This window comes from Haloarcula sp. NS06, assembly GCF_051122755.1.
Classification (GTDB): Archaea; Halobacteriota; Halobacteria; order Halobacteriales; family Haloarculaceae; genus Haloarcula.
This window is the reverse complement of record NZ_CP184844.1, coordinates 1,572,793-1,593,310: the sequence shown is the minus strand read 5'-3', so window position 1 is coordinate 1,593,310 and position 20,518 is coordinate 1,572,793. Positions and strand designations below refer to the sequence as shown.

19 protein-coding genes are annotated in these 20,518 nt (G+C 64.5%); 8 read left to right on the top strand and 11 right to left on the bottom strand.

Annotation, left to right across the window (positions count from 1 at the left end; genetic code table 11):
* Positions 1–2: 2 nt before the first annotated feature.
* The 5 genes from ACODNH_RS11965 to ACODNH_RS11945 are packed head-to-tail and all read right to left on the bottom strand — an operon-like array spanning position 3 to position 6,845.
* A complete protein-coding gene (locus tag ACODNH_RS11965) occupies positions 3–413 on the bottom strand; it encodes an SHOCT domain-containing protein (protein ID WP_434530329.1) in 411 nt (136 codons plus the stop codon).
* Positions 414–458: 45 nt separating this feature from the next.
* Complete coding sequence (locus ACODNH_RS11960; protein WP_306704378.1) at positions 459–2,072, bottom strand: DUF7519 family protein; 1,614 nt, start codon at positions 2,070–2,072, stop codon at positions 459–461.
* A gap of 2 nt (positions 2,073–2,074) precedes the next feature.
* Positions 2,075–3,460 carry a DUF58 domain-containing protein gene (locus tag ACODNH_RS11955; protein ID WP_434530328.1) on the bottom strand — a complete coding sequence of 462 codons (1,386 nt, stop codon included), beginning with the start codon at positions 3,458–3,460 and terminating at the stop codon, positions 2,075–2,077.
* A 2-nt stretch (positions 3,461–3,462) separates the two neighbouring features.
* Positions 3,463–4,062, bottom strand: coding sequence for a DUF7269 family protein (locus tag ACODNH_RS11950; RefSeq protein ID WP_306704374.1), 600 nt, complete (start codon positions 4,060–4,062; stop codon positions 3,463–3,465).
* Positions 4,062–6,845 (bottom strand): transglutaminase TgpA family protein, encoded by a 2,784-nt coding sequence (locus ACODNH_RS11945; protein WP_434530327.1) that lies wholly within the window; start codon positions 6,843–6,845, stop codon positions 4,062–4,064. The genes ACODNH_RS11950 and ACODNH_RS11945 overlap by 1 nt, the downstream gene beginning before the upstream one ends.
* Before the next feature lie 235 nt (positions 6,846–7,080).
* On the opposite strand from ACODNH_RS11945, the gene ACODNH_RS11940 reads away from it, so the two are divergent.
* From ACODNH_RS11940 to ACODNH_RS11925, 4 genes are all read left to right on the top strand, one after another.
* Complete coding sequence (locus ACODNH_RS11940) at positions 7,081–8,415, top strand: right-handed parallel beta-helix repeat-containing protein (RefSeq protein ID WP_434530326.1); 1,335 nt, start codon at positions 7,081–7,083, stop codon at positions 8,413–8,415.
* Between the two features lie 56 nt (positions 8,416–8,471).
* Complete coding sequence (locus ACODNH_RS11935; RefSeq protein ID WP_306704370.1) at positions 8,472–8,747, top strand: hypothetical protein; 276 nt, start codon at positions 8,472–8,474, stop codon at positions 8,745–8,747.
* A 95-nt stretch (positions 8,748–8,842) separates the two neighbouring features.
* Positions 8,843–9,781, top strand: a complete 939-nt coding sequence (locus ACODNH_RS11930; RefSeq protein WP_306704367.1) for an ABC transporter ATP-binding protein — start codon at positions 8,843–8,845, stop codon at positions 9,779–9,781.
* Positions 9,778–10,782, top strand: a complete 1,005-nt coding sequence (locus ACODNH_RS11925) for an ABC transporter permease (RefSeq protein WP_306704365.1) — start codon at positions 9,778–9,780, stop codon at positions 10,780–10,782. Before ACODNH_RS11930 ends, ACODNH_RS11925 begins: the two co-directional genes overlap by 4 nt.
* A 165-nt stretch (positions 10,783–10,947) precedes the next feature.
* On the opposite strand, the gene ACODNH_RS11920 is transcribed toward ACODNH_RS11925, so the two are convergent.
* From ACODNH_RS11920 to ACODNH_RS11900, 5 genes are all read right to left on the bottom strand, one after another.
* Positions 10,948–12,117: a sensor histidine kinase gene (locus tag ACODNH_RS11920; protein WP_434530325.1), complete on the bottom strand. Its 1,170-nt coding sequence runs from the start codon at positions 12,115–12,117 to the stop codon at positions 10,948–10,950.
* Between the two features lie 85 nt (positions 12,118–12,202).
* Positions 12,203–13,147 (bottom strand): response regulator, encoded by a 945-nt coding sequence (locus ACODNH_RS11915; RefSeq protein ID WP_434530324.1) that lies wholly within the window; start codon positions 13,145–13,147, stop codon positions 12,203–12,205.
* 157 nt (positions 13,148–13,304) lie between these two features.
* Positions 13,305–15,380, bottom strand: coding sequence for an NAD-dependent DNA ligase LigA (gene ligA, locus ACODNH_RS11910; RefSeq protein WP_434530323.1), 2,076 nt, complete (start codon positions 15,378–15,380; stop codon positions 13,305–13,307).
* Positions 15,381–15,588: 208 nt separating this feature from the next.
* Positions 15,589–15,906, bottom strand: a complete 318-nt coding sequence (locus ACODNH_RS11905) for a HalOD1 output domain-containing protein (RefSeq protein WP_434530322.1) — start codon at positions 15,904–15,906, stop codon at positions 15,589–15,591.
* Positions 15,907–16,045: 139 nt separating this feature from the next.
* A complete protein-coding gene (locus ACODNH_RS11900) occupies positions 16,046–17,149 on the bottom strand; it encodes a pyridoxal-phosphate-dependent aminotransferase family protein (protein WP_306704357.1) in 1,104 nt (367 codons plus the stop codon).
* Between the two features lie 172 nt (positions 17,150–17,321).
* Between ACODNH_RS11900 and ACODNH_RS11895 the strand changes: the two genes are divergently transcribed.
* Positions 17,322–17,480, top strand: coding sequence for a hypothetical protein (locus ACODNH_RS11895; RefSeq protein ID WP_306704355.1), 159 nt, complete (start codon positions 17,322–17,324; stop codon positions 17,478–17,480).
* On the opposite strand, the gene ACODNH_RS11890 is transcribed toward ACODNH_RS11895, so the two are convergent.
* Positions 17,446–17,919, bottom strand: coding sequence for a hypothetical protein (locus ACODNH_RS11890; RefSeq protein WP_306707418.1), 474 nt, complete (start codon positions 17,917–17,919; stop codon positions 17,446–17,448). The genes ACODNH_RS11895 and ACODNH_RS11890 overlap by 35 nt on opposite strands.
* Before the next feature lie 136 nt (positions 17,920–18,055).
* Between ACODNH_RS11890 and ACODNH_RS11885 the strand changes: the two genes are divergently transcribed.
* The 3 genes from ACODNH_RS11885 to ACODNH_RS11875 are packed head-to-tail and all read left to right on the top strand — an operon-like array spanning position 18,056 to position 20,460.
* Positions 18,056–18,421, top strand: coding sequence for a hypothetical protein (locus ACODNH_RS11885; RefSeq protein ID WP_434530321.1), 366 nt, complete (start codon positions 18,056–18,058; stop codon positions 18,419–18,421).
* Between the two features lie 5 nt (positions 18,422–18,426).
* Positions 18,427–18,681, top strand: a complete 255-nt coding sequence (locus ACODNH_RS11880; protein WP_434530320.1) for a hypothetical protein — start codon at positions 18,427–18,429, stop codon at positions 18,679–18,681.
* Positions 18,682–18,714: 33 nt separating this feature from the next.
* The gene (locus ACODNH_RS11875) at positions 18,715–20,460 is read left to right on the top strand and encodes an excinuclease ABC subunit C (RefSeq protein ID WP_306704352.1); all 1,746 of its coding nucleotides are present in this window, start codon (positions 18,715–18,717) and stop codon (positions 20,458–20,460) included.
* Positions 20,461–20,518 lie beyond the last annotated feature (58 nt).

The following is a 20,518-nucleotide window of genomic DNA, read 5'->3' as shown; positions in this document are numbered from 1 at the left end:
GTTCAGGTTCGCTCGGTCTCGCGCTGTCGATCCTGCTCCTGTTCTCGGACCACCGCGCTGTCTTCGATATCGTCCAGCGTCTCCGTTTCGAGCAGTCGTTCCAGTTTCCGCTCGAACTGTTCGTCGGTCAGTTTCCCGTCAGCGTACCGGCGGCGCAGTCGTTCCAGCGGTGTTTCGTCACTGCCATCGCTCGACGGCGCTGGGTCCGCTTCCTCGATATCTGCCACCTCCTTGTCCGTATCGCGATATAGCAACTCCGTCAGCGGGGCGACCACCACGTAGCCGACGAGCAGCGCCGCGAGCCACCACTCCTGCCCCGTCACGAGGGCGACAAGCCAGAACCCGGTGACCGCCAGCGAGGCGAGTTCCGTCGCGTTGTCTCTGGCCCGTCGCAGCGGGGACCGGTCGGTCATACTACTGACTTGTCACCACGCCACAATGGATTGTTCGGTGCGATCCTACCGTATCGCAGCCACTAGCGCCAACACGGCGACGAGACAGACCACGAGGCCGGCCACGGCGACCGATGGCTCAACAGCAATAGAACCGCGAGCAACGCCTGACAGCCCCAGCGTCGCCGCCGCGCCGACGCCGCCGACCGCGACGGTCCCGCCGGTGTGGACGAGTTCAGTGCGGCGCGTCGCGGCCCCGCTGCCGGCCTCGTGTCCCAGCGTCGTCCCGAAGGAGCCGGCGTCCCAGACGACGACGGCACCGACCAGACCCGCAAGCACCAGCCACGTCGGCGTCGAAAGCGTCGCGGCGAAGGCGCTCGCACCGAACAGGCCGGCCGCGGCAAGCGTGACGCCGGCCGTCCGCGCACGCAGATAGCTCATCGCCAGCGCCACCCACAGCTGACCGGCGACACCGATAAGCGAAAACAGCGCAACGACTGCCAGCGCCAGCGTGAGGGTCTCGGGGCCGTAAACGTCCAGTATCGGAACAAAGAACTGTTCAACGGCTGCCGCGGCCGGCGTCGCCCGGAGCGCTGCTTCGATGGCATCAATTGCCGGTCCCGCGACCGCCACCGCGCCGAGCGTGATAACGCCGCCGCCGACGTACGGCGCGAGGACGGTCCCCACGCGGTCGGCCGAACTCTGGACCGTCCGCCGGAGGAACCAGACAGCCACCGAGACGACTGTCCCACTGAGGAACAGCCACCAGAGGAGGCCGCGGAGACCCGGCGCGGCCGTGACTGCGACGATGAGGTCGTACAGCCCGGCCGGGAGTAGTCCAGCCAGTGATTTCTGACCGAGACCCAGTTCGAACAGACCGGCGACCGGCGCGACCAGCATGGCCAGCCGGCCAGTCCACCGGAAGGTTCGTTCAACGGCGGCGACGGCTCTGTCGATATTGGGCGCGTCGCTCGTTTCCGGGACGAGTTCGGAAAGCGGCAAGGCGTCGAGTCCGCGGGCCAGCGCCGTGGCGGCGAGAGCGAGCAACAGGCTGAAGATAGCGATATGCGTTCGTCCGGGCACCGGGTCGAAAATCGGTTCCAGCACCCGAGTGAGGACCTCGCCGGTCAGTTGCTGGATGCCCGGCGTCCCGGCGTTAGATTGCAAGAAGTCGATGGCCCCCCGCGTGAACAGTACGAGGGCAACAGCGAACGGAACGACGGTCGTCCGCACGACGGTGCCACCGTAGGTCCCCACCCGTTCGGTATCGACGACGCCGCGGGTGGCCGCGGTCGCACCGAAGACAGCGGTCAGACAGCCGAGAACGACGATTACTTGCGATAGCAGCGTGACGACTGCTGGTCGGACGCCAGCTTGGGAAGTGACGGGGAACAGTTCGGCACCGAGCGAGACGACCGCACCACCGGTGGCGATCGAGAGCCCGACGGCGACCGGCAGCGCGAGGGTGCTGGCCAGAACAGTGCCGACCGCCTGCCAGCGGTCCCAGCCGCTCAGCCACAGCGACAGTGCCAGCAGCACACCGGTGGCCACACCGACGAGCGCGGCCCGGTCGGCGGAAACGGTCCCCAGCAGTCCTGCGACCAACAGCGCCGTCACGCCGACGACGGTGGCGAGGCTGGTCCAGGGCATCCGCGTCGGGAGTGTGGTGTGGTCATCCATTGTTACACGCTGAACAGGTCGGCAAGTGAGGCACGAAGGGCCACGTCGATTGGGCTGTCGAGGTCCCAGTCGATGACGGTCGCGCCGGACAGTTCGGCCCGCTGGAGGCGGGCGGTGCGTTCGGTACCCGCGACAGCCGCGCCGAGCGAGTCTCCGCGGGCCAGCGACGGGCTGACAAGCGTCGTCGGGTACTCACGGACCGCAAGCGACGACACCAGCGAGACGGGCCAGTCGTCGGCGGCCGGCGAGAACACGACCACCTGCGCGGTCGGTGGGAGCCGAGCGAGCACCGCGAGCAGGGCCGGGTCCTCGATGGTGCCGCCGTCGGCCGTCGTCACCCTCGTAGCTCCGCTCTGGGACGGCTGTGGTTGATCGTTCTCGGACACGTCGTCGTCGGCCGTATCGGCGTCCGACTGCCGGGCTGCGGCGCGGCCCACGCTGTCGAATATCTGTCTCGCGTGGGCGTCCGCGTGACCGCCAGAGGCGTCGACCCACGCCAAGCCGTCTGGACCGAGCCCGCCGGGGACATCCGCTTCGGCCAATCCGACGGCACAGACGCTTGCGACGACGCTGGTCCGGGAGAGTGCGTCGAACAGACGCTCGGCGGCGTAGGCCGACAGTTCGGCTCCGGTCGGGAACCCCGGCTCTGGTGTCACGCGGGCCGGCGGCCGGGCGTCAACGACCAGCACCGTCCTGACGGCCTGTTCCTCCCGGTAGTCGATGGTGGTCAGCTCATCGGTCTTTGCGTAGCGCCGCCAGTCAATGCGGTTGACCGGATCGCCGGGCTGGTAGCTCCGTGTCGAGTGGAACTCAAGCCCGCTTCCGCCGGTGTCGGTCGGGAGCGTTCCCGCCCGCGGGAGCGTGGCGTCGGCCATCGGCACCTCTGAGACGGTGTTCGAGCACGTCAGCGTCCCATCGCCGGCCACGGGCAGGTCGACAGTCACCTCGTCGCTGGCCGACAGCGTCCGAACCCGCACTGCGGCGGCGTCGAACGTGTAGGTCCCGCGCTTTGCCATCACGGCGTAGGACAGCGTCACGCTCTCGTTGGGCCGCAGCGACGTACAGAGCCGCGGCGACCCCTCAACGACTGCCAGTTCCTCGGGCACGCCGTCGATGACCCGCACATCGGTCAGCGAACTGCTGCCGGTGTTCATGAGTGTGAGTTCGACCGCGACCGGCTCGCCCGGCGTTGGCTGTGCGTCGGAGACGGACCGTGCTGCTTGCAAGTCAGTTCCCGCCGGCACCCTCGAGAGCGCGCCGTAGGCGACGTAGATGAGCGGAATTGCGGTCGCCGCGAGTAACAGCGGCTCGGCAGTGAGCAGCGAGACGCTGACGAGAAACAGCGCGGCCGCGAGGCCGCCACTCCAGCGCCGCATGCGGCGGTGCATCGTCAGCGCTCACCTCCCGACACTTGTGCGATAGCGTCGACCGTCCGGCGGATTCGGCGGCGGCGCTCGCTCTCCGGGTCGAGCCATAGACGGAGTCGAGCCAGCAGCGACTGGGGCTCCGTCGGGGACAGCATCGCTGCCGCGACGGCGTCGTCGGTCCACGTCCCCGCGCGGACTGCCTGATGGGCGGACGCCTGCGAGACGCCGGCTCCAATGGCATAGGCCGTGGTCGCTGCCGCGGTGAGTCGCTCGGTAACCGTGTCCATCGCCGCGTCGTCGCCAGCGACGGCGTCGTCGATGGCCGCGTCGATGTCGGCGGCGAACAGCCGGCTCTCCGTCGCTGTCACGTCTTCCGGGGGGCTGTCGACGGCAACGTCGAAGGCGGTCGGTGAGCCACCGCTGAGAAGTCCACCGAGCCAGCCGGCAAGGACCGCACAGAGTCCAACGGTCAGACTGCCAGCGAGGAGGATGGTTGTCGGAGCAACACTACCGAACACAGCGACCAGCGAATCCCCGGCGGCCGTCGGCGCGAAAACGAGGGAGGCCGCGACGGCGGTCGCCAGCAGCCCCACGGTTCCGAAAACGACCGTTCGCAGACGCATCAGGGCCGCCCCTCCGTCGCGTCGTCAGTGTCGTCTGTCGGGCTGGACTGCTGCCCGGCGGCCGCCTCGATGGTTCGGATCGCGTCCTCAACAGCCGCGACGTGCTCCTGTGCGTCCCGCTGGCCGTACTCGACCGCACGGAACGCGTCCCGGACCGTCCGCACCGCGGCCGGCGGGAGGCCGTCCCGTTCGATGGCGTGGGTCGCGATTTCGCCGGGCGTCCGCGTCCAGTACCGCCGGAGCGAGACGTGGGTCAGGAAGCGCGTCCACGCTTCGCGGATGGTGACGCGAGCCGCAGGCGTTCCGTCGTCTCCGTTGGATTTGGTCGTGGAAACAGCCGCCACCGCATCGCCGGCTGCGTCTTCGGCCGCTGCAAGGCGTTCACTGACCCACGCTCGAAGCGCGTCAAACAGCGCCGCCGGCGACCGGTGGCCGGTAAGCAGGTCACGGAGCGCCGTGACAGTGAGTTCGAGTCGCGTTCGGAAACGGCCCAGCAGGTCATCAGCCACCACCGCAACGCCGACGAGCGCCCTGACGGCGAGTTCGCGTGCGGCCCGGACCCAGCCCCATATCGTCCCTGGCGTGACGTTCCGCCGACGAGCGCCGACAACCGCCCCGGCGATGAGGATGCCGAGAGCAACCACGACGCCCGCGGCGTTGACGAACAGGCCATTGACGGTCGTCGTGGCCGTCTGTCCGTACTTCGAAACGGAAATTTCGGCACTCGCCGTGAGCGGGAGACCGACCATCGCCTGACCAGTCGCGCCGGTCCGTGCTGTCGGCTCCCCGCCGACGGTAACTGTGGCGTTCGTGACCGGCTCCCCGCCCATCGTCGCGTTCACCGTCTGGCCAGCAACGGGCAGAGCCAGCGGGAGCGTCGGCGACGTTGCCACGGAAAGCCGTTCAAGCACCACAGTCGTGTTACCGCTGACAGCGTCCCGCTCGACGGCGACCGAGACGTTGCCGGGCTCGCTTGGCAGAGTGACTGTTGCCCGCCCCTGCCGGTCCGTTGTCCCCATTGGTTCGCCATCAAGCAGGACATCGCCGTCCCGAACCGGGACGCCGTCGACAGTCGCAGTGACGGTCACCTCGCCGCCAGTGACCTGTTCGCCAGTGATACTCACCGACGCGGTTGTGTTCAGTTCGTAGCTCGCGTTCGTCAACTGCTGGGTCTGCGGGCCGATAACGGCGAAGGCACGAGTACTGTCATGCGGGACCGACGGGGCGATGAGTGAGTCCGCGTCGCCGACTGCATCGATGGTAATCGTCAGTTCGTCTTCGTAGGGAACCGTCCCGGAAACGGTGCCAGCCGGGCCCGTCGTTCCAACCGGCTCACCGTTGAACGAGACCGTCACGCCCTCCACCGGTGCGCCGTCACGGGTCACTGTCGCAGCCACCGCCGCGCCCGGCGTCGCCGTCCGGTTGAGTTCGATGACGAACTCGCCTGGCTGCGAGACTGTCTGTCCGTCGCCCGAATTACCGGTTCCGTCGCTCTCACCGGTCCCGTCTGCGCCCGTTTCAGTGCCCTCGGTTTCGTCGCTCTCTGACTCCTGTCCAGTCCCGTTTGGGACTTCGGTCCGTGGCTCGTCCGTCGGCGTCCCGACGGCGAACTCCTCATCGGGGCTTCCGGACTCCGCGGCGCTGTAATCCTGACTACTGTTTTGCATCGCCTGCTGTTCAGACGCAAGGCGCTCTTGCCCGGGCGTGGGGTCGAACTGCACCCAGCCGACGCCCTCGAAATACACCTCGACCCACGCGTGGGCATTCATTCCGCGAACAGTGTACTGGTTCTGGCCGGTCTGCTCGCCGGTCGAGTAGCCGACGACGTAGCGGGCCGGGATGTCCTGACTCCGGAGCATGACCACCATCGACGTGGCGAAGTACTCGCAGTACCCCTTGTCCATCTCGAATATGAACTCCGAGGCCACGTCGTCCTCGGGTGGCTGGCTGACGTTCAGCGAGTAGTTCTTGTTCGCCTCCAGCCACTGCTCGATGGTTGTCGCCGTATCGTAGGGCGAATCGCTGTCCTCAGTCAGTCGGTCGGTGAACGGGCCCACCTGCGCTGATGTCGACGCCGGCACGCCCGTGTAGCGTGATTCGATGGCCTCAGGGTAGTCGCGGCCACTCGTCCGCAGCACCGCCGGATCGTCGGGGGGTGTCACGCTGGTCGCGCTGTAGGTCGTTCCGGCGGGCAGCGGTCGCTCGGACGTGACCGCGCCGTACTCGGTGACCATTACGTCGTCACGGGACACCGATTTCGGCCGCCAGACGGTCGGCAGCGACGTGGCAGACTTTGCCAGTCGCACCTTGTAGTCAACCGTCGAGTCGGCCATCCCGTCAACCGCAATTGGCCCCTCATAGGCCTGTGGGTCCGCTTGCCCGTCCCAGCCCGTACCGGTGTAGGTTTCATATGCGCCAGTCCGCCAGTACGCCGGTTCCGAACTCGTGACAGTAAAATGCGGGTCCGTGTCCTGTGACTGGTACGGGCTGTCGCCGCTGTCGCCACTATCGAGCGAGCCCCCGACACTGGTCTGGCTTCCCGGGTTCAGCGCGCCGAGTTGGCCGCCGCTGCCGCCGGTCGAGGTGCCCCCCGCCGAGCCGAGCGGGTTCTCCTGCGGGAGCGGAATAAGAGACTCCATCGGGCTCTGTGTTCCACCGGGTGCCAGAATCGGGAGCGTCGCCGTCGCCAGCACCACGGCGACGACACACACGGCAGTGAGGAGGACACGGAGGTAGTCCCGGTCTGCCGACACATCGTCGAACGGCGAGTCGTCGGAGCCCACGTCGGATTACCGTATCGTCCTGTCGCTGTCGGCATAAATCTGCTGTCAGCGGCGGAGAAGTGAGCCCTGGCGTCGCGTTCCACAGATCGGAATCCCATGGTGCCACCAACAACGTGCTTCTGGAGACTCACTGGTCGGGGTCGGTTGGGGCTGATAATTCAGGTATGAACGAGTACGTACGGGTCAGACCGCTATTATAATCGATTATTGCGAGTGGCCGGGCAGCTGTACGTGGATGACTGTTGACACAAACGGAGCTGGTACCGGGTCACGACAGTCGGGCTGGCAGGCGTCACGTCGGTCCGTGCTGTCGAGTATCGGTGCGGCAGCGGGTATCGGGCTATTCAGTGGCACCGGACAGGCACAGACGGGAGCTGGACCACCGGGGACAGGAGCAGTCTACCTTGTCACGACAGGAGCCGGCCAGCCAAACAGCAACGGTAACGACAACGGGACAGAGTATCTGGTACTTGATGGCGGCGGCAGCGTCGCGTTCTCGACCGGCGGTACTGCCGATGAGGCATTCCAATATGCCTTCGATAACGTACCGGACAGCGGCGGGGCCGTTGTCGCTAGTGCCGACACCTTCCGCTTTGGCGGGCCGGCGACGATGGGCGACAAGACCGCGTTGACCGGACAGCAGGGGACCCGTTTCGTCGTCTCGCAGACGGGGACGGCTGAAGATCCCGCGCCGGCTGAATCACAGTCGAACCCACTGCCGGCCGGCCACGACCTCATTCGCGTGCGCGGTGACGCTGCTTCGGTCACCAATATCGAGTTCGACGCCGACGGGACGCAACTGAACAACCAAGCTATTCAGGCCGATCAGTGCGACGGCGTCTACATCGCCCGCAACCGTACGGTAAACGGCTTCCAGATGGCGCTGTCGTTCACGCGGTGTACCGGCGTGACGGTCAAGCACAACGAGGTCGTCAATCCGAACTGGTACGGTATCACCAGCCGAGCCGCACCGACCGGCAGCGACCGGGACCTCCGGCAGTCCAGCGACGTGGTCATCACCGGTAACCGCGTTGTCGGCGTGAAGTTCAACAACATCGCCCCGTACAACGTCGCGAACTTCGCCGTCATCGGTAACGTCGCCGTCGACGGCGGCCACAGCCTCATCGCCTGCTCGCCGGCCCAGCGCGGAACCATCGTCGGGAACGTCTGTCGGGACCTGACTGAGTTCGCGCCCGACCCCGGCGGCGAGGCAGGCATCGAAATCGAGTACAAGGAGACCCACCTTCGGGACGAGGTAGCCGAGACCCCCGCAGCCCGGTCGTCCGATATCACCATCTCGGGCAATCAGGTCGACAACTGTCCGGTCGGGATACTCGCGCGAACAGTCCCAGCAGATGCAGACAACACCGACACACGGACAGAAGAGCGACCGTACAGTTTCACTATCACGGGCAACACGGTCAGCGACGCCTCGGCGGCCGGTATCCGACTCCGGTCGGGCGACGCGGGCGTGGTCGCGACGAATACGGTCCGGAACGCCGGGACTGCGATCGACATCGACGAGGAGTTCACCGCGGGCATCCAGCAAGGGCTGAACGTGACCCGGTAACGGCGGTTCGAGAGGGGTTGTAAGATATAAACCGCCGGCACGCAAACGGCATAGCAATGACTGACGACGAGGAGACGGTCCAGTGCTGGCTGGTCGAACGCTCCAGTTACGGCGACGAGCGCATGGTGACGCTCATCTACGCGCCCCCGGACGGCGACCGCCATCTGACCAAGCAGCTCTCGCCGAACCTGCTCAGGCGCAAGCGGATTACAGCGGCCATCGACGTCGAACCCGACCGACTCGAACCCGTCACCGACGAGGACACACAGGAGCGGTACGCGACGGAGGCCAAGCGGATGGCCGAGCGCCACGACCCCGACGCCGAAGTATAAGCGAGCGTTTCGGCAGCTACGACCCGTCTATCGAGTTTTTTGATTGATAACTGGAACACGAAAGACTATACACGCGGCCGTCACAAACGCGCCGTATGGCAGCGATAGAACTGGATGGCGTCACCAAGCAGTTCGGGAGTGTCACCGCACTGCAAGGGGTCGACCTCACCGTCGAGGAGGGCGAAATCTTCGGCTTCCTCGGCCCGAACGGGGCCGGGAAGTCGACGACAATCAACATCCTCCTTGATTTCGTCCGCGCGACCGACGGGTCGGCGACGGTGCTCGGCCACGACATCCACGAAGAACCGAAGCGAATCCGTGCCCGCACTGGAGTCCTCCCCGAAGGCTACGACGTGTACGACCGGCTCACCGGTCGCCAGCACCTCTCCTTTGTCATCGAGTCGAAAGACGCCGACGAAGACCCCGACAAACTAGCCGAACGGGTCGGCATCACCGACGCTATCGACCGCAAGGCCGGCGGCTACTCCAAAGGGATGCAGCAGCGCCTCGTGCTGGCGATGGCGCTTGTCGGCGAGCCCGACCTCCTCATCCTCGACGAGCCGACGACCGGGCTCGACCCGAACGGCGCCCGCCTGATGCGGGAACTAATCCGCGAAGAGAACGAACGCGGCGCAACCGTCTTCTTCTCCAGCCATATCCTCGGCCAGGTCGAGGCCGTCTGTGACACGGTTGGGATCCTCCAGAACGGCCGTCTTATCGCCAAAGACAGCGTCGCCGGGCTGCGCGAGGCCGCCGCCGGTGACACCGTCCTCCGCGTGACGCTTGCGGACGGCGACGGCACCGACGCCGCAGTCGCGGCTATTGAGGGGCTCGACGAGGTCTCGACAGTGACTGCGGATGGAACAACGCTCACCGTCGGCTGTGATAGCGACGCAAAGATGGGCGTCCTCAACGCTGTCGAGGAAAGCGGAAGCGCGGTCGCCAACTTCGAGACTGAAGAGGCCTCGCTCGATGAAGTGTTCGCCACCTACACCGAACAGCAAGAACAGGACCGCCCGGAGGCCGACGCATGAGCGCCGAGCAGAACCCCCTCAAGCGATTCCTCGGGGACATCGATACGAGCATCAAGAACTCCGAGTTCGCCGACTGGTACCCGATCTCAAAAAAGGAGTTCCGCGATACGGTCCGCTCACCGTGGATCTGGGTCCTCTCGTTCATTTTCATCGTCCTCTTCGCGTTACCGGCACTGCTTGGCCTGTATTTCAACATCGGCCAGCAGTTCGCTGAGGCTGGCGCGTCGCTGACAACGGACGCCTACGTCCGGTTCGCACTGCCGATCGCAGCGCCGCTGCTTCCCGCGGTCGCCATCGTCATCGGCTACGCTGCAATTGCCCGGGAAAGCGAGCGCGGCTCCCTGAAGATACTGCTCTCGCTCCCGTACACACGCGGTGAACTGCTCGCCGGCAAGTTCGTCGGCCGGAGTGCGATCACACTCATTCCGGTCACAGTCGGACTCCTGACGACGCTACTAGTGATACTCCCGTCGGAAATCGAAATTGCGTGGGAGTCGTTCCTGCTGTTCGCGCTCGCCACGATGGCGTACGGCGTCGTGTTCACGGCGTTCGCGATCGGTCTCTCGGCGGCGCTGAAAACTGCACGCCGGGCGATGGCAACGTCACTCGGGATTTATGTCTACCTGCAGGTGTTCTGGTCGAACCTCGGAGCAGGCCTCGGAAACCTGCTGTCGGACCACGCAAACATTGGGCAGGTGACCCAACTCCACGTCGAACTGTTCGTTTCACTCCTGAGCCCTATCGCGGCGTACCGCACGCTCGTTCAGGAGGTCTTGCAGGGAACGCCGATCCGCTCCCGGCTTCTCCTGACGTCGAACCCGCAGGTGACGTGTGAGGAAATGCTGGGTGGGACACTCGAGATAACACAGACTGGTGCGGAGTGTGCCAACGCCGCTTTGCCGCCCCAGTACAGCACTGTCGCGGTTATCGGCTACCTCTTGCTGTGGCTGGTCGTCCCGCTGGTGGCCGGCTACTACGTCTTCGAGAACAAGGACCTGTAACGGTCGTCGCTGTCGGCAGTCTCGTTCCGGCAACTTTGCAGCCACAACGAACGGCGATGGCAGTAGTCGAACGGGTACCAAGCCGGTCGCCTACCGTCGGCGACCGGACGAGTGTTGGTCCACAACGGCTCCAACAGGGAGTGCTACAGCGTTACAACGGATTCTTCACTCGGGAAACTCGACACCAGTGATTTCGAACCGAGCGCCCCCATCCTCGCTGTCGGTGACACGGATCTCCCAGCCGTGGACCTCGGCGATCTGTCTAGCGATCCGGAGCCCGAATCCGGTCCCGTCCTCGGCGGTCGAGTAGCCCGCCTCGAACACCTGCTCACGCTCATCGGCGGGGATACCCGGGCCATCGTCGGAAACGTAGAACCCTGTTCCGTCGTTGAGGAGCCCGACCGAAACGGTTACCCCCGGGCCGCCGTGTTCGATCGCATTCCCGAAGAGGTTCTCGAACAGGCCCGACAGTCGGTCGCTGTCGGCCTCAGCGATCCACTTCCGGTTCTCGTCGGTCGCATACCGTAGCTCGGCGGCTTCGTCGCCGTCCGCGACGATCGTCCATGCGGCGTCGATCGTCTCCCGGAGATCGACGGGCTCTGTCACCCCGATATCGACTCCCTCACGGGCCAGCCTGAGGACATTGTCGGCGATGTCGTTCATTCGCTGGAGCGCGTTATCGAGCGGGTCCAGATGCACACTGTCACACTCCTCGCGAGCGAGCATGAGTCGGCTGCGAGCCACCTGTAACGGGTTTTGAAGATCATGAGAGACAGCACCAGCAAACTCTTCGAGGCGCTCGTTTTGCCGAGCCAACTCCCGTTTTTGCTCCGTCAGGTCCGTGATGTCTCGAAAGGTCCACAGCCGGCCGAACCGCGTCCCGTCCTCGGCGACAACAGGTGCCGTATAGCGGTCGAATACGCGACCGTCGGCGAGTTCGAGTTCGTCTCTAGCAGACATTTGGGGGTGCTCATACAGTGCCTCGACATCCACGCGAAACGCCTCCGGTTCGGCGACTTGCTCCATTGCCCATTCCAAGGCGACTTCCTCGTCGCCACGTTCGACAATATCCCGCGGGATGCCCCACATATCGACGAACCGCTCGTTGTAAGAAACGATGGTCTCGTCTTCGTCGACGACGAGTATCCCGTCGATCACCGCCTCTTGCTGTGCTTTGAGAACCGACCGCTGTCTGGCTATTTTCATCTCGTGTTCCCGCTGCTCGGTCACTTCGCGGGTGACACTGACCACGCCCTCGACCGTCCCGTCGATTACAAGCGGCGTGAGCCGATACTCCAGCACCTCGTACCCGTGCCCGGGGAACTCGCCGCTCACCTCCCCGCGGAGTTCGTCGCGTTCACCGTCGATTAGGTCCTGGTACGGGTCCCCCTCGTACTCGCTCCGGATCTTCGGCAGGAGGCTACTCGGTTTCCCTTCCAGTTCGTCTCTGGTTGTTCCGTAGAACGAGGCTGAGATACTGATTGACGAGTTCGAACCGCCCCGCCGTGTCGTAGATGCAGGCCGATTCCGGCATCGTGTTTACCATCCGCTTGTATCGCTCCAGTTTGCGCTCTCGCTCCCGGAGGTCGGTGATGTCCATGACGAACCCCTCCAGTGCGTCCGGTTTGTCCGCTGCCCCCGGAACTTGGTGTCCATGTTCCCACATCCACTTCTCGATGCCGTCGGCAGTGATAATCCGATAAGTCACCTCGAACTCACCCTGCGCCGCGAGCGCGTCCTGTACCGTCTCCCAGACCCGGTCGCGGTCCTCCGGATGGAGCACGTCGTCGCCCCAGACTACCTCCCCAGTTTCGAAGTCCGCAGCCGTGTAGCCGGTGAGTGATTCGATCTCGCCCTCGACGGTTTCCATCGGCCAGCCCGGTGCGTTGAGACGGCGATAGACCATTCCCGGAAGGCTGCTGATGAGCGACTCCAATCGCCGGGTTCGCTCGTCAAGCTCTTGCCGGGACCTGCTTGCGTCGACGGCGTTGCAGATCCGGTTCGCAAGCAGTTTGTACTGCTCGGTGCCTGACCCCTTCTGGAGGTAGTCGGTCACGCCAGCAGAGATCGCGTCGCTCGCGATCTCCTCGGAGCCTTTCCCGGTATAGAGAATGAATGGGAGGTCACCCTGGTCCTCACGAACGGCTTCGAGGAACTCGATTCCGTTCTGGTCCGGCATGTCGTAGTCCGAGACGATACAGTCGAAGCGCTCCACGGAGAGTCGCTCCATCGCCGCATCGGCACTCTTTGCGGTCTCGACACGCAATCGGTCGTCCTCGTGTTCGAGCACCGACGCCGTCACGTCTACGAGGTCCGAGTTGTCGTCGACGTGAAGAACGCGGACTGTCTCACCGGCGAAGTCCATAGTCTTCCAAGTATCGTAGGAATACGCGAATAAAATAGATAGGGTCAAGACGGACCCAGACACGAGACGGATGGTAGCGTGACTGGTCGGTTCAAGCGTGTCCAAACGCTACCGCTACGGCCGACAGCGGCTCACTCGGGACCGTTCGACCCGCCTCTCACAGCACACCAGCGTCGTCCAGCAGTTCTTCCAACTCTGTTTCGGTGAGCGTCGTCACGTCGTTTTTTTCGGCGTCGTCCTGTTTTCGCTGGCCGGGGTTGTCACCGAGCACCAGATAGTCCGTGTTACCGGAAACGCTGCTGGTCGCTGACCCGCCGTTACGCTCAACCAGTTCCTGCGCGTCGCTGCGGGTGTAGCCGTCAAGCGAGCCAGTGAAGACGAACGTCTGGCCATCCAAGGCGTCACTGCCCGTCTCCTCGGCGGCCTGCGGGTCGACGTGATCGAGCAGGCGGTCGATGACGGCGCGGTTCCCCTCGCCCTCGAAGAACTCCACGATGGAGCGAGCGACTGTCTGCCCCACGTCGGGGACGGCCTCGAACGCGTCGGTGTCGCCCTCATCAGCAGCGTCGAGTATCGCCTCGAACGTGCCGAACTCCTGTGCGAGGTTTCGCGCCGTGACAGTTCCGACTTCGGGGATCCCCAGCGCGACGAGGAAGTCCGCGAGCGGTGGCTCCCGAGCGCCGTCCATCCCTTCGACGAGGTTCCGGGCGCTGGTCTCGCCCCAGCCCTCCAAGTCGGTGAGATCCTCGACGGTGAGGTCGTACAGGTCCGCGGGGTCCGAGACGAGACCGGCGTCCAGCAACTGCTGGACGGCCTTCTCGCCGACACCCTCGATATCCAGCGCGTCGCGGCTGGCGTAGTGCTCGACGCTGCGCTCGCGCTGGGCAGGGCAGGTCAGCCCGCCGGTGCAGAACGCCATCGGACCGTCGCGCTCAACTGGGCTGTCACAGGCCGGGCAGGTCTCCGGGAACTCGAAGTGACCGTCGCCGTCGTCGTCAAGCACTTCGACGACATCTGGGATGACATCACCGGCTCGTTTGATTCGGACGCGGTCACCCACGTCGACGCCGAGGTCGGCGATGAGCGACGGGTTATGTAGCGAGGCACGCGAGACGGTGACGCCACCGACCTCAACGGGGTCCATGAGCGCGACTGGGGTGAGCCGACCGGTCCGACCGACCTGCACCACGATGTCCCGCACCGTCGTCTCCTCTTTCCGGGCCGGGAACTTGTAGGCGAACGCCCAGCGCGGGGCGCGTGCGGTCGAGCCGAGTTCATCGCAGGCGTCCATGTCGTCAACCTTGATCACGACGCCATCGATTTCGTAATCGAGGTCGTCGCGGGCCTGCTGCTGGTCGTTCCGGTAGTCCATGGCTCCGTCGATATTGTCAACGACAGTGGTCCGGTCACAGACCCGGAGCCCCCACTCGGGGAACCGCTCGTGCAGCTCACTGTGGCTCTCGAAACCGACCGAGGCGTCAAGGACGCCGAAGAAGAATATCGACAGTGGGCGCTCGGCGGTCACCGACGGGTCAAGCTGGCGAAGCGTCCCGGCGGCGGCGTTACGAGGGTTCGCAAAGGGGTCCTCTCCGCGCTCGACACGCTCGCGGTTGAACGCCATGAAGGCGTCCCGCGGGATGTACACCTCGCCCCGGACGGCCAAATACTCGGGATACTCACCGCGCAGACGCTGGGGGACGCTGGAGATGGTACGGACGTTCTCGGTCACGTCCTCACCGACCTCGCCGTCGCCCCGGGTCGCGGCCCGCTGGTAGACGCCGTTCTCGTAGACGATTTCGACAGAGAGGCCGTCGAACTTCGGCTCACAGAAGTACTGGACGTCATCATCGAGGCCACTGCGGACTCGTTTGTCGAACTCCCGCACATCGGCTTCCTCTCCGCCCTGGTCGATAGAGCCCATTCGGGCGACGTGTTCGACATCGGGGAGTTCGTTCAGTGGCTCACCGCCGACGCGCTGGGTCGGACTGCCGTCAGTGTCGAGGTCGAACGCCGATTCAAGTCTCTGAAGCCGGGAGAACAATGCGTCGTAGGCCCGGTCGCCGATGACCGGGTCGTCCTCGACGTAGTACCGGTGGTCGTGGTAGCGGAGCGCCTCGCGCAACTGGTCGGCTTGCTCGCGGGCCGTCGCCTCGTCGACATCTTCGACCGGCTCGAACTCAGTCCGCGAGTCGGAAATATAGGGGTTCCCAGCGACATCCTCGGCAGTGGTCATACTGACGGGGTGTTACATCTCGCGTACAAAAACGGCTCTGCTCCACGTCTCAGAGTCGACAAAAAGCGCGTATCACATGAATTGTGGCAGACCCGACAGACCGGCCAGAACCATCGAAACAGCGACGCAGAGACAAACTTGACAGTTGATTACCCGGAGAGGCTGGAAAAACCGGCAGACAAGAGTGTAACAGCCATAGAAACTGCAGTTATCGGCCGATACTGGAACTGGGGGCCTTGATCACGAGTTCCCCGTCGCTTCGGACAGTGACGGAGTGGCCGGCATATTCAAACGAGATACTGACAGGTGTCGATCGGCCTGACGAATCAACGAGTGAATCGAGTGCCTCAGGGTCGATAGTCTCGTACAGCGGTGCGAAGTCAGTCTGTTCCCGGCCGGTCATGGCGGAGATGTACTCAGTCACTGCCGCGCTCGGCCGTGTCTTGCTCCAGTCGAACTGTTTTCTGGTCACGTTCATCTGTGTTGCGGTGTCGCTGTCCCTACTCCGCCTGTTGCTTTTACTCATATGGTTCGTCTATCTATAGCAAAGTAGCAAACAGTAATATAGTCTTCCCAGCATTATCAAACTGTGAAAATACCGAGTTGTGGCACCGAATTTCGCCAAATCGATACATAACCCCGTTCTTCGTCGATTCTCACTTGAGCTACAGGTCGGCCACGTCTTCGATTGCGTCGGTTAGCTCTTTGATACTCTCGACGGTGTGTTCGCCCATGTGTCCGATACGGAAACTATCCTCGCTGATATCGCCGTAGCCGCTGGAGAACACCATGTCGTACTCTTCGGAGACGGCTTCGACCGTCTCGGCAACGTTGATGTCCCGCGTGTTCTCGATGCAGGTCACCGTCTGGGACTCGTAGCCTTCCTCGGGATAGAGGTCGAAGTGCTCGCGGGCCCACTCGCGCGTGTACTCGGCCATCTCCTGATGGCGCTGGTCACGGGCGTCGTGGGTCTCATCAAGCATATGCTTCATCTGCTTGCGGTAGGCAAGCATGAGCGGAGTCGCCGGCGTGGAGTGGGTCTGGCCCTTCCGGTCGTAGTAGTCCAGACAGCGCTGGAAGCCGCCGTACCACGATGCAGAGTCTTTCTCCAGTTCCCGCTCGTAGGCGGCATCGCTGACGGCACAGACGGCCAGCCCGGGCGGCATGGCGAAGGCCTTCTGTGTAGACGTGAAGATGGCGTCGATGCCGTGGGCTTCGATGTCGATCTGGTCACCGCCAAGACAGGAAATGGCATCGACGATGAAGTAGGTGTCCGGGTACTCTGCGACCACGTCACCGATTTCCTCGATGGGGTTCCGGACGCCGGTCGAGGTCTCGTTCATCACGGCCCCGACAGCGTCGTAGTCACCGGATTCCAGCGCGTCTCGGATATCGTCTGGCTTGACCGCCGTACCCCAGTCGTACTCGATGCGGTCGACGTTCTTGCCGAGGCGCTCGGCGACGTTGGCCTGGCGCTCGCTGAACGCGCCGGAGGTCGGCACGAGCATACTGTCTTCGACCAGATTGAGCGTCGTCGACTCCCAGAACTCCGTCCCAGATGCCGTGAGCACGATGACGTCGTTGTCGGTGCCGAGGAACTCCTTGGTGTCCTCGACGATGGTGGTGTAGAGGTCGGTCATCCGGTCCATTCGGTGGCCGAACATCGGCTCGGCCATCGCCTCGATAACGTCCTCGCGCACCTCTGTCGGCCCCGGGAGATACAGCGTCTTGTCCTGATACTCGTCTTTGTATTCGCGTTTTTCGGTCACAGAACCACCTGTAGTAGGTAGCCTCTCGAATCCGGGAGGCATGGTAGTTTTGATACCGGACGGAGCGAACCGGTGCGCGCCCTGAAGCGGGCGGACCGCTCACGGGGAGGATACTCAGATAGCGGTTGTACCCTCCACGAAGTGTTTATCAATTGAACAACCACCTTCGACCATGGGTTGCCACACCCCGCTCACAGACGCCCAGCGAGCGGCCGTCGCCGATAGAGCGGTCGAGCAAGTCGCCGACACGCTAGTCGAGATGCACGACGGCTCGCAATCGCACCGGCACAAACCCCTCAGCGTCGACGATACCAGCGGATACCGTACATGACCAGCCCGGCATAAATCGCAGGACCGAACAAGGCCGTGGGGTCGGTCGCTACCATTCCACTGAACAGGTAGCTGAGGAACACGTCGATAAACACCAGCACGAAGGGGGCGAGAGCGAGGGCCTTCCCGCCGGTTCTGAGCGCCGCGTCGAACGTCGACTGTGTCGCAGCAATTGCCCCGACGCCAGCGACGACGAGGAGATACAGCGCGGCACCCGGAGGCGAAACGAGTGGGAGCGTGAACAGTGCGATACCGGCGAGTACGACACCGACGATTGTCGGCCCGTTGTCACTCTGTGCGAGCGCGTTCTGGATACCGTCGAGGTCACCGGCGTTGAGGGCCGCTTCGAGGTCCGACGTGGTTTGACTGCCGCCAGCGTCGAGGACCGTTGTCCCGGTTCCAGCGTCGACCGGGCTCTCGAAGTCCCGGCCACAGTGCATACACCACGTCGCGGTCGCACTGACTTTCTCCGAGCAGTGAGGGCAGCGGGGATCGGCGGTCATACTGTCATGTTCGAGGGCGCACAGTTAGCGGTTACGGGGGAGAATATACACGTCTCCGGGGTAAACGGGGTGTATGGATTGGGTCGCACGGGCCGAGAGCCTCCTGTACGACGGTGAGGTGATCGAAGCGGACGTTCGGCTGGACCGTGGCGGTGTCGTCGTGACGAGCCACCGTGTCCTCGTGTTCACGCCCGACCGCGAGGGGTCGAACTACCGGCAGGTCGACCGCCCCAACGTCGAGGGCGTCGACGTTACCACGAGCGGCGACTGGTCGTTCCTCGAACTCGGCGTGAAGGCGCTGGTCGTCGGTATTGTGCTGGTAGCCGCCGGGATGACCGTGAGCCTCGATAGCCTCGTCGGCAACGTCTCACTGGACAGCGGGGGGCTGCGAGCGCCGTCGGCATCGGCGGGATGCTGGGGATGCTCCAGACGATGCTGACGCTGATGGCGCAGCTAGATGACCTGATGCGCCTGTTCGGTGGCCTCGCACTGGCCTTTGCCGCCGTCGTCCTCGGGGTCTATCTCTGGAGCCGCGACCGACTGCTCGTCGTGCGTGTCGCCGGCGACGACGATATCGAGTTGACTGCACCAGAGGACGAGAGCGTCGTCGATCGGATCGAAGCTGCCATCGTTCCGGAGGCCCCTCCTTCCGAGACCGAAGGGACGGCACAGCCACCGCCCGACGACCCGCTCCCGTGACGTTCAACCCCGCCGAGCGCTAACCCCAGAGTAATGGACGCCGACGAGGTTCGAGAGCGCGCGGGGTCGTTGCCACGGGAGCCCGGCGTGTACCTGTTCGAACAGGGCCGGGACGACACACGCCGGGTCCTCTACGTCGGGAAGGCCGTCGACCTCCGCGACCGCGTGCGCTCCTACGCCGACCCGCGGAGCGAGCGCATCGCCAAGATGGTCGAGCGAGCCGAGACCATCGACTTTGCCGTCACCGATACCGAGACACAGGCACTGTTGCTCGAAGCGAACCTCATCAAGCGCCACCGGCCGCCGTACAACGTCCGGCTGAAAGACGACAAGTCCTACCCGCTGGTCCAGTTGACCGACCATCCTGTCCCGCGAATCGAGGTGACGCGTGATCCCGCGGACGGCGCGACCGTCTACGGACCGTTCACCGAAAAGGGTCGGGTGGAGACAGTGGTGAAGGCACTGCGGGAGGCGTACGGCCTGCGGGGCTGTTCCGACCACAAGTACAGCAACCGGGACCGGCCCTGTCTGGACTACGAGATGGGCATCTGTACCGCGCCCTGTACCGGCGAAATCGGCGAAGCCGACTACGCCGAGGACGTCGAAGCGGTCACGCGATACTTCGAGGGCGAAACGGGCGTTCTTGCGGACCCGCTACGCCGCGAGATGGAAGCCGCCGCACAGAACCAGGAGTTCGAACGCGCAGCGAACCTCCGTGACAAGCTCGGGGCTGTCGAGGCGCTCCACGGCGAAGGCGACACCGCCGTCAGTGACTCCAGGGGATACCAAACAACAGACGTGCTCGGGGCCGCCGTCGAGGGCGAGCGGGCCATCGTCGCTCGGCTCCACGCCGAGGGCGGCAAGCTCGTCGAGCGGGACCGACATACACTCGAAGCACCGGACGGCGAAGGGACCGCCGGCGTGTATCGGGCGTTCATCCCCCAGTACTACGCCGAGCGGGAGCTACCCGACCGGATTCTCTGTGCCGAGGACCCCGCTAACCAAGATATCGAAGCATGGCTTGAGAGCGAGGGCGTCACGCTCGGTGTGCCCGGGGCCGGCCGAGAGGCGACGCTGGTCGACCTTGCACTGAAAAACGCCCGCCAGCGCGGTGGGACCGACGACGAGAGCGGTCGTCTGGCCGACGCGCTAGGCATCGACCGGCCGAGCCGTATCGAGGGCTTCGACGTGAGCCATGCGCAGGGCCGGTCGGCCGTCGGCTCGAACGTCACGTTCGTCGACGAGACGCCAGAGAAGAGCGACTATCGGCGGAAGAAGCTCACTGAACAGAACGACGACTACGCGAACATGCGCGAACTCCTCCGCTGGCGGGCCGCACGCTCCGTCGAGGGCCGGGACGACCGGCCAGACCCAGACCTGCTACTCATCGACGGCGGCGACGGCCAGCTCGGGGCGGCTCGCGACGCGCTCGCCGAGACCGGCTGGGACGTGCCAGCCATCGCGCTCGCGAAAGACGAGGAACTGGTCATCACGCCCGACCGCGTGTACGACTGGGATGACGACGCCCCGCAACTCCACCTGCTCCAGCGGGTTCGTGACGAAGCGCACCGCTTTGCCGTCCAGTACCACCAAACACTACGTGACGAGGTGTCGACAACGCTTGACGACGTGCCCGGCATCGGCCCCGAGACGCGGAAGCGGCTGCTCCGACGCTTCGGTAGCGTAGACAGCGTCAGAGCGGCCTCCGACGAAGAGCTGACGGCTATCGACGGTATTGGCGAGCAAACTGCGGAGACGATTCGGACCCGGCTACAGTAATTTCGTATAGCAGATGGTCGTTTATCAATACCGAGTGGTCAGATCTACTACTCTGCCG

What these genes read in the sequence shown, in the direction of transcription:
- ACODNH_RS11965 (WP_434530329.1), bottom strand. Translation starts at nt 413, where the DNA reads ATGACCGACCGGTCCCCGCTGCGACGGGCCAGAGACAACGCGACGGAA.
- ACODNH_RS11960 (WP_306704378.1), bottom strand. Translation starts at nt 2,072, where the DNA reads ATGGATGACCACACCACACTCCCGACGCGGATGCCCTGGACCAGCCTC.
- ACODNH_RS11955 (WP_434530328.1), bottom strand. Translation starts at nt 3,460, where the DNA reads ATGCACCGCCGCATGCGGCGCTGGAGTGGCGGCCTCGCGGCCGCGCTG.
- ACODNH_RS11950 (WP_306704374.1), bottom strand. Translation starts at nt 4,062, where the DNA reads ATGCGTCTGCGAACGGTCGTTTTCGGAACCGTGGGGCTGCTGGCGACC.
- ACODNH_RS11940 (WP_434530326.1), top strand. Translation starts at nt 7,081, where the DNA reads ATGACTGTTGACACAAACGGAGCTGGTACCGGGTCACGACAGTCGGGC.
- ACODNH_RS11935 (WP_306704370.1), top strand. Translation starts at nt 8,472, where the DNA reads ATGACTGACGACGAGGAGACGGTCCAGTGCTGGCTGGTCGAACGCTCC.
- ACODNH_RS11930 (WP_306704367.1), top strand. Translation starts at nt 8,843, where the DNA reads ATGGCAGCGATAGAACTGGATGGCGTCACCAAGCAGTTCGGGAGTGTC.
- ACODNH_RS11925 (WP_306704365.1), top strand. Translation starts at nt 9,778, where the DNA reads ATGAGCGCCGAGCAGAACCCCCTCAAGCGATTCCTCGGGGACATCGAT.
- ACODNH_RS11915 (WP_434530324.1), bottom strand. Translation starts at nt 13,147, where the DNA reads ATGGACTTCGCCGGTGAGACAGTCCGCGTTCTTCACGTCGACGACAAC.
- ligA (WP_434530323.1), bottom strand. Translation starts at nt 15,380, where the DNA reads ATGACCACTGCCGAGGATGTCGCTGGGAACCCCTATATTTCCGACTCG.
- ACODNH_RS11905 (WP_434530322.1), bottom strand. Translation starts at nt 15,906, where the DNA reads ATGAGTAAAAGCAACAGGCGGAGTAGGGACAGCGACACCGCAACACAG.
- ACODNH_RS11895 (WP_306704355.1), top strand. Translation starts at nt 17,322, where the DNA reads ATGGGTTGCCACACCCCGCTCACAGACGCCCAGCGAGCGGCCGTCGCC.
- ACODNH_RS11890 (WP_306707418.1), bottom strand. Translation starts at nt 17,919, where the DNA reads ATGCACTGTGGCCGGGACTTCGAGAGCCCGGTCGACGCTGGAACCGGG.
- ACODNH_RS11885 (WP_434530321.1), top strand. Translation starts at nt 18,056, where the DNA reads ATGGATTGGGTCGCACGGGCCGAGAGCCTCCTGTACGACGGTGAGGTG.
- ACODNH_RS11880 (WP_434530320.1), top strand. Translation starts at nt 18,427, where the DNA reads ATGGCGCAGCTAGATGACCTGATGCGCCTGTTCGGTGGCCTCGCACTG.
- ACODNH_RS11875 (WP_306704352.1), top strand. Translation starts at nt 18,715, where the DNA reads ATGGACGCCGACGAGGTTCGAGAGCGCGCGGGGTCGTTGCCACGGGAG.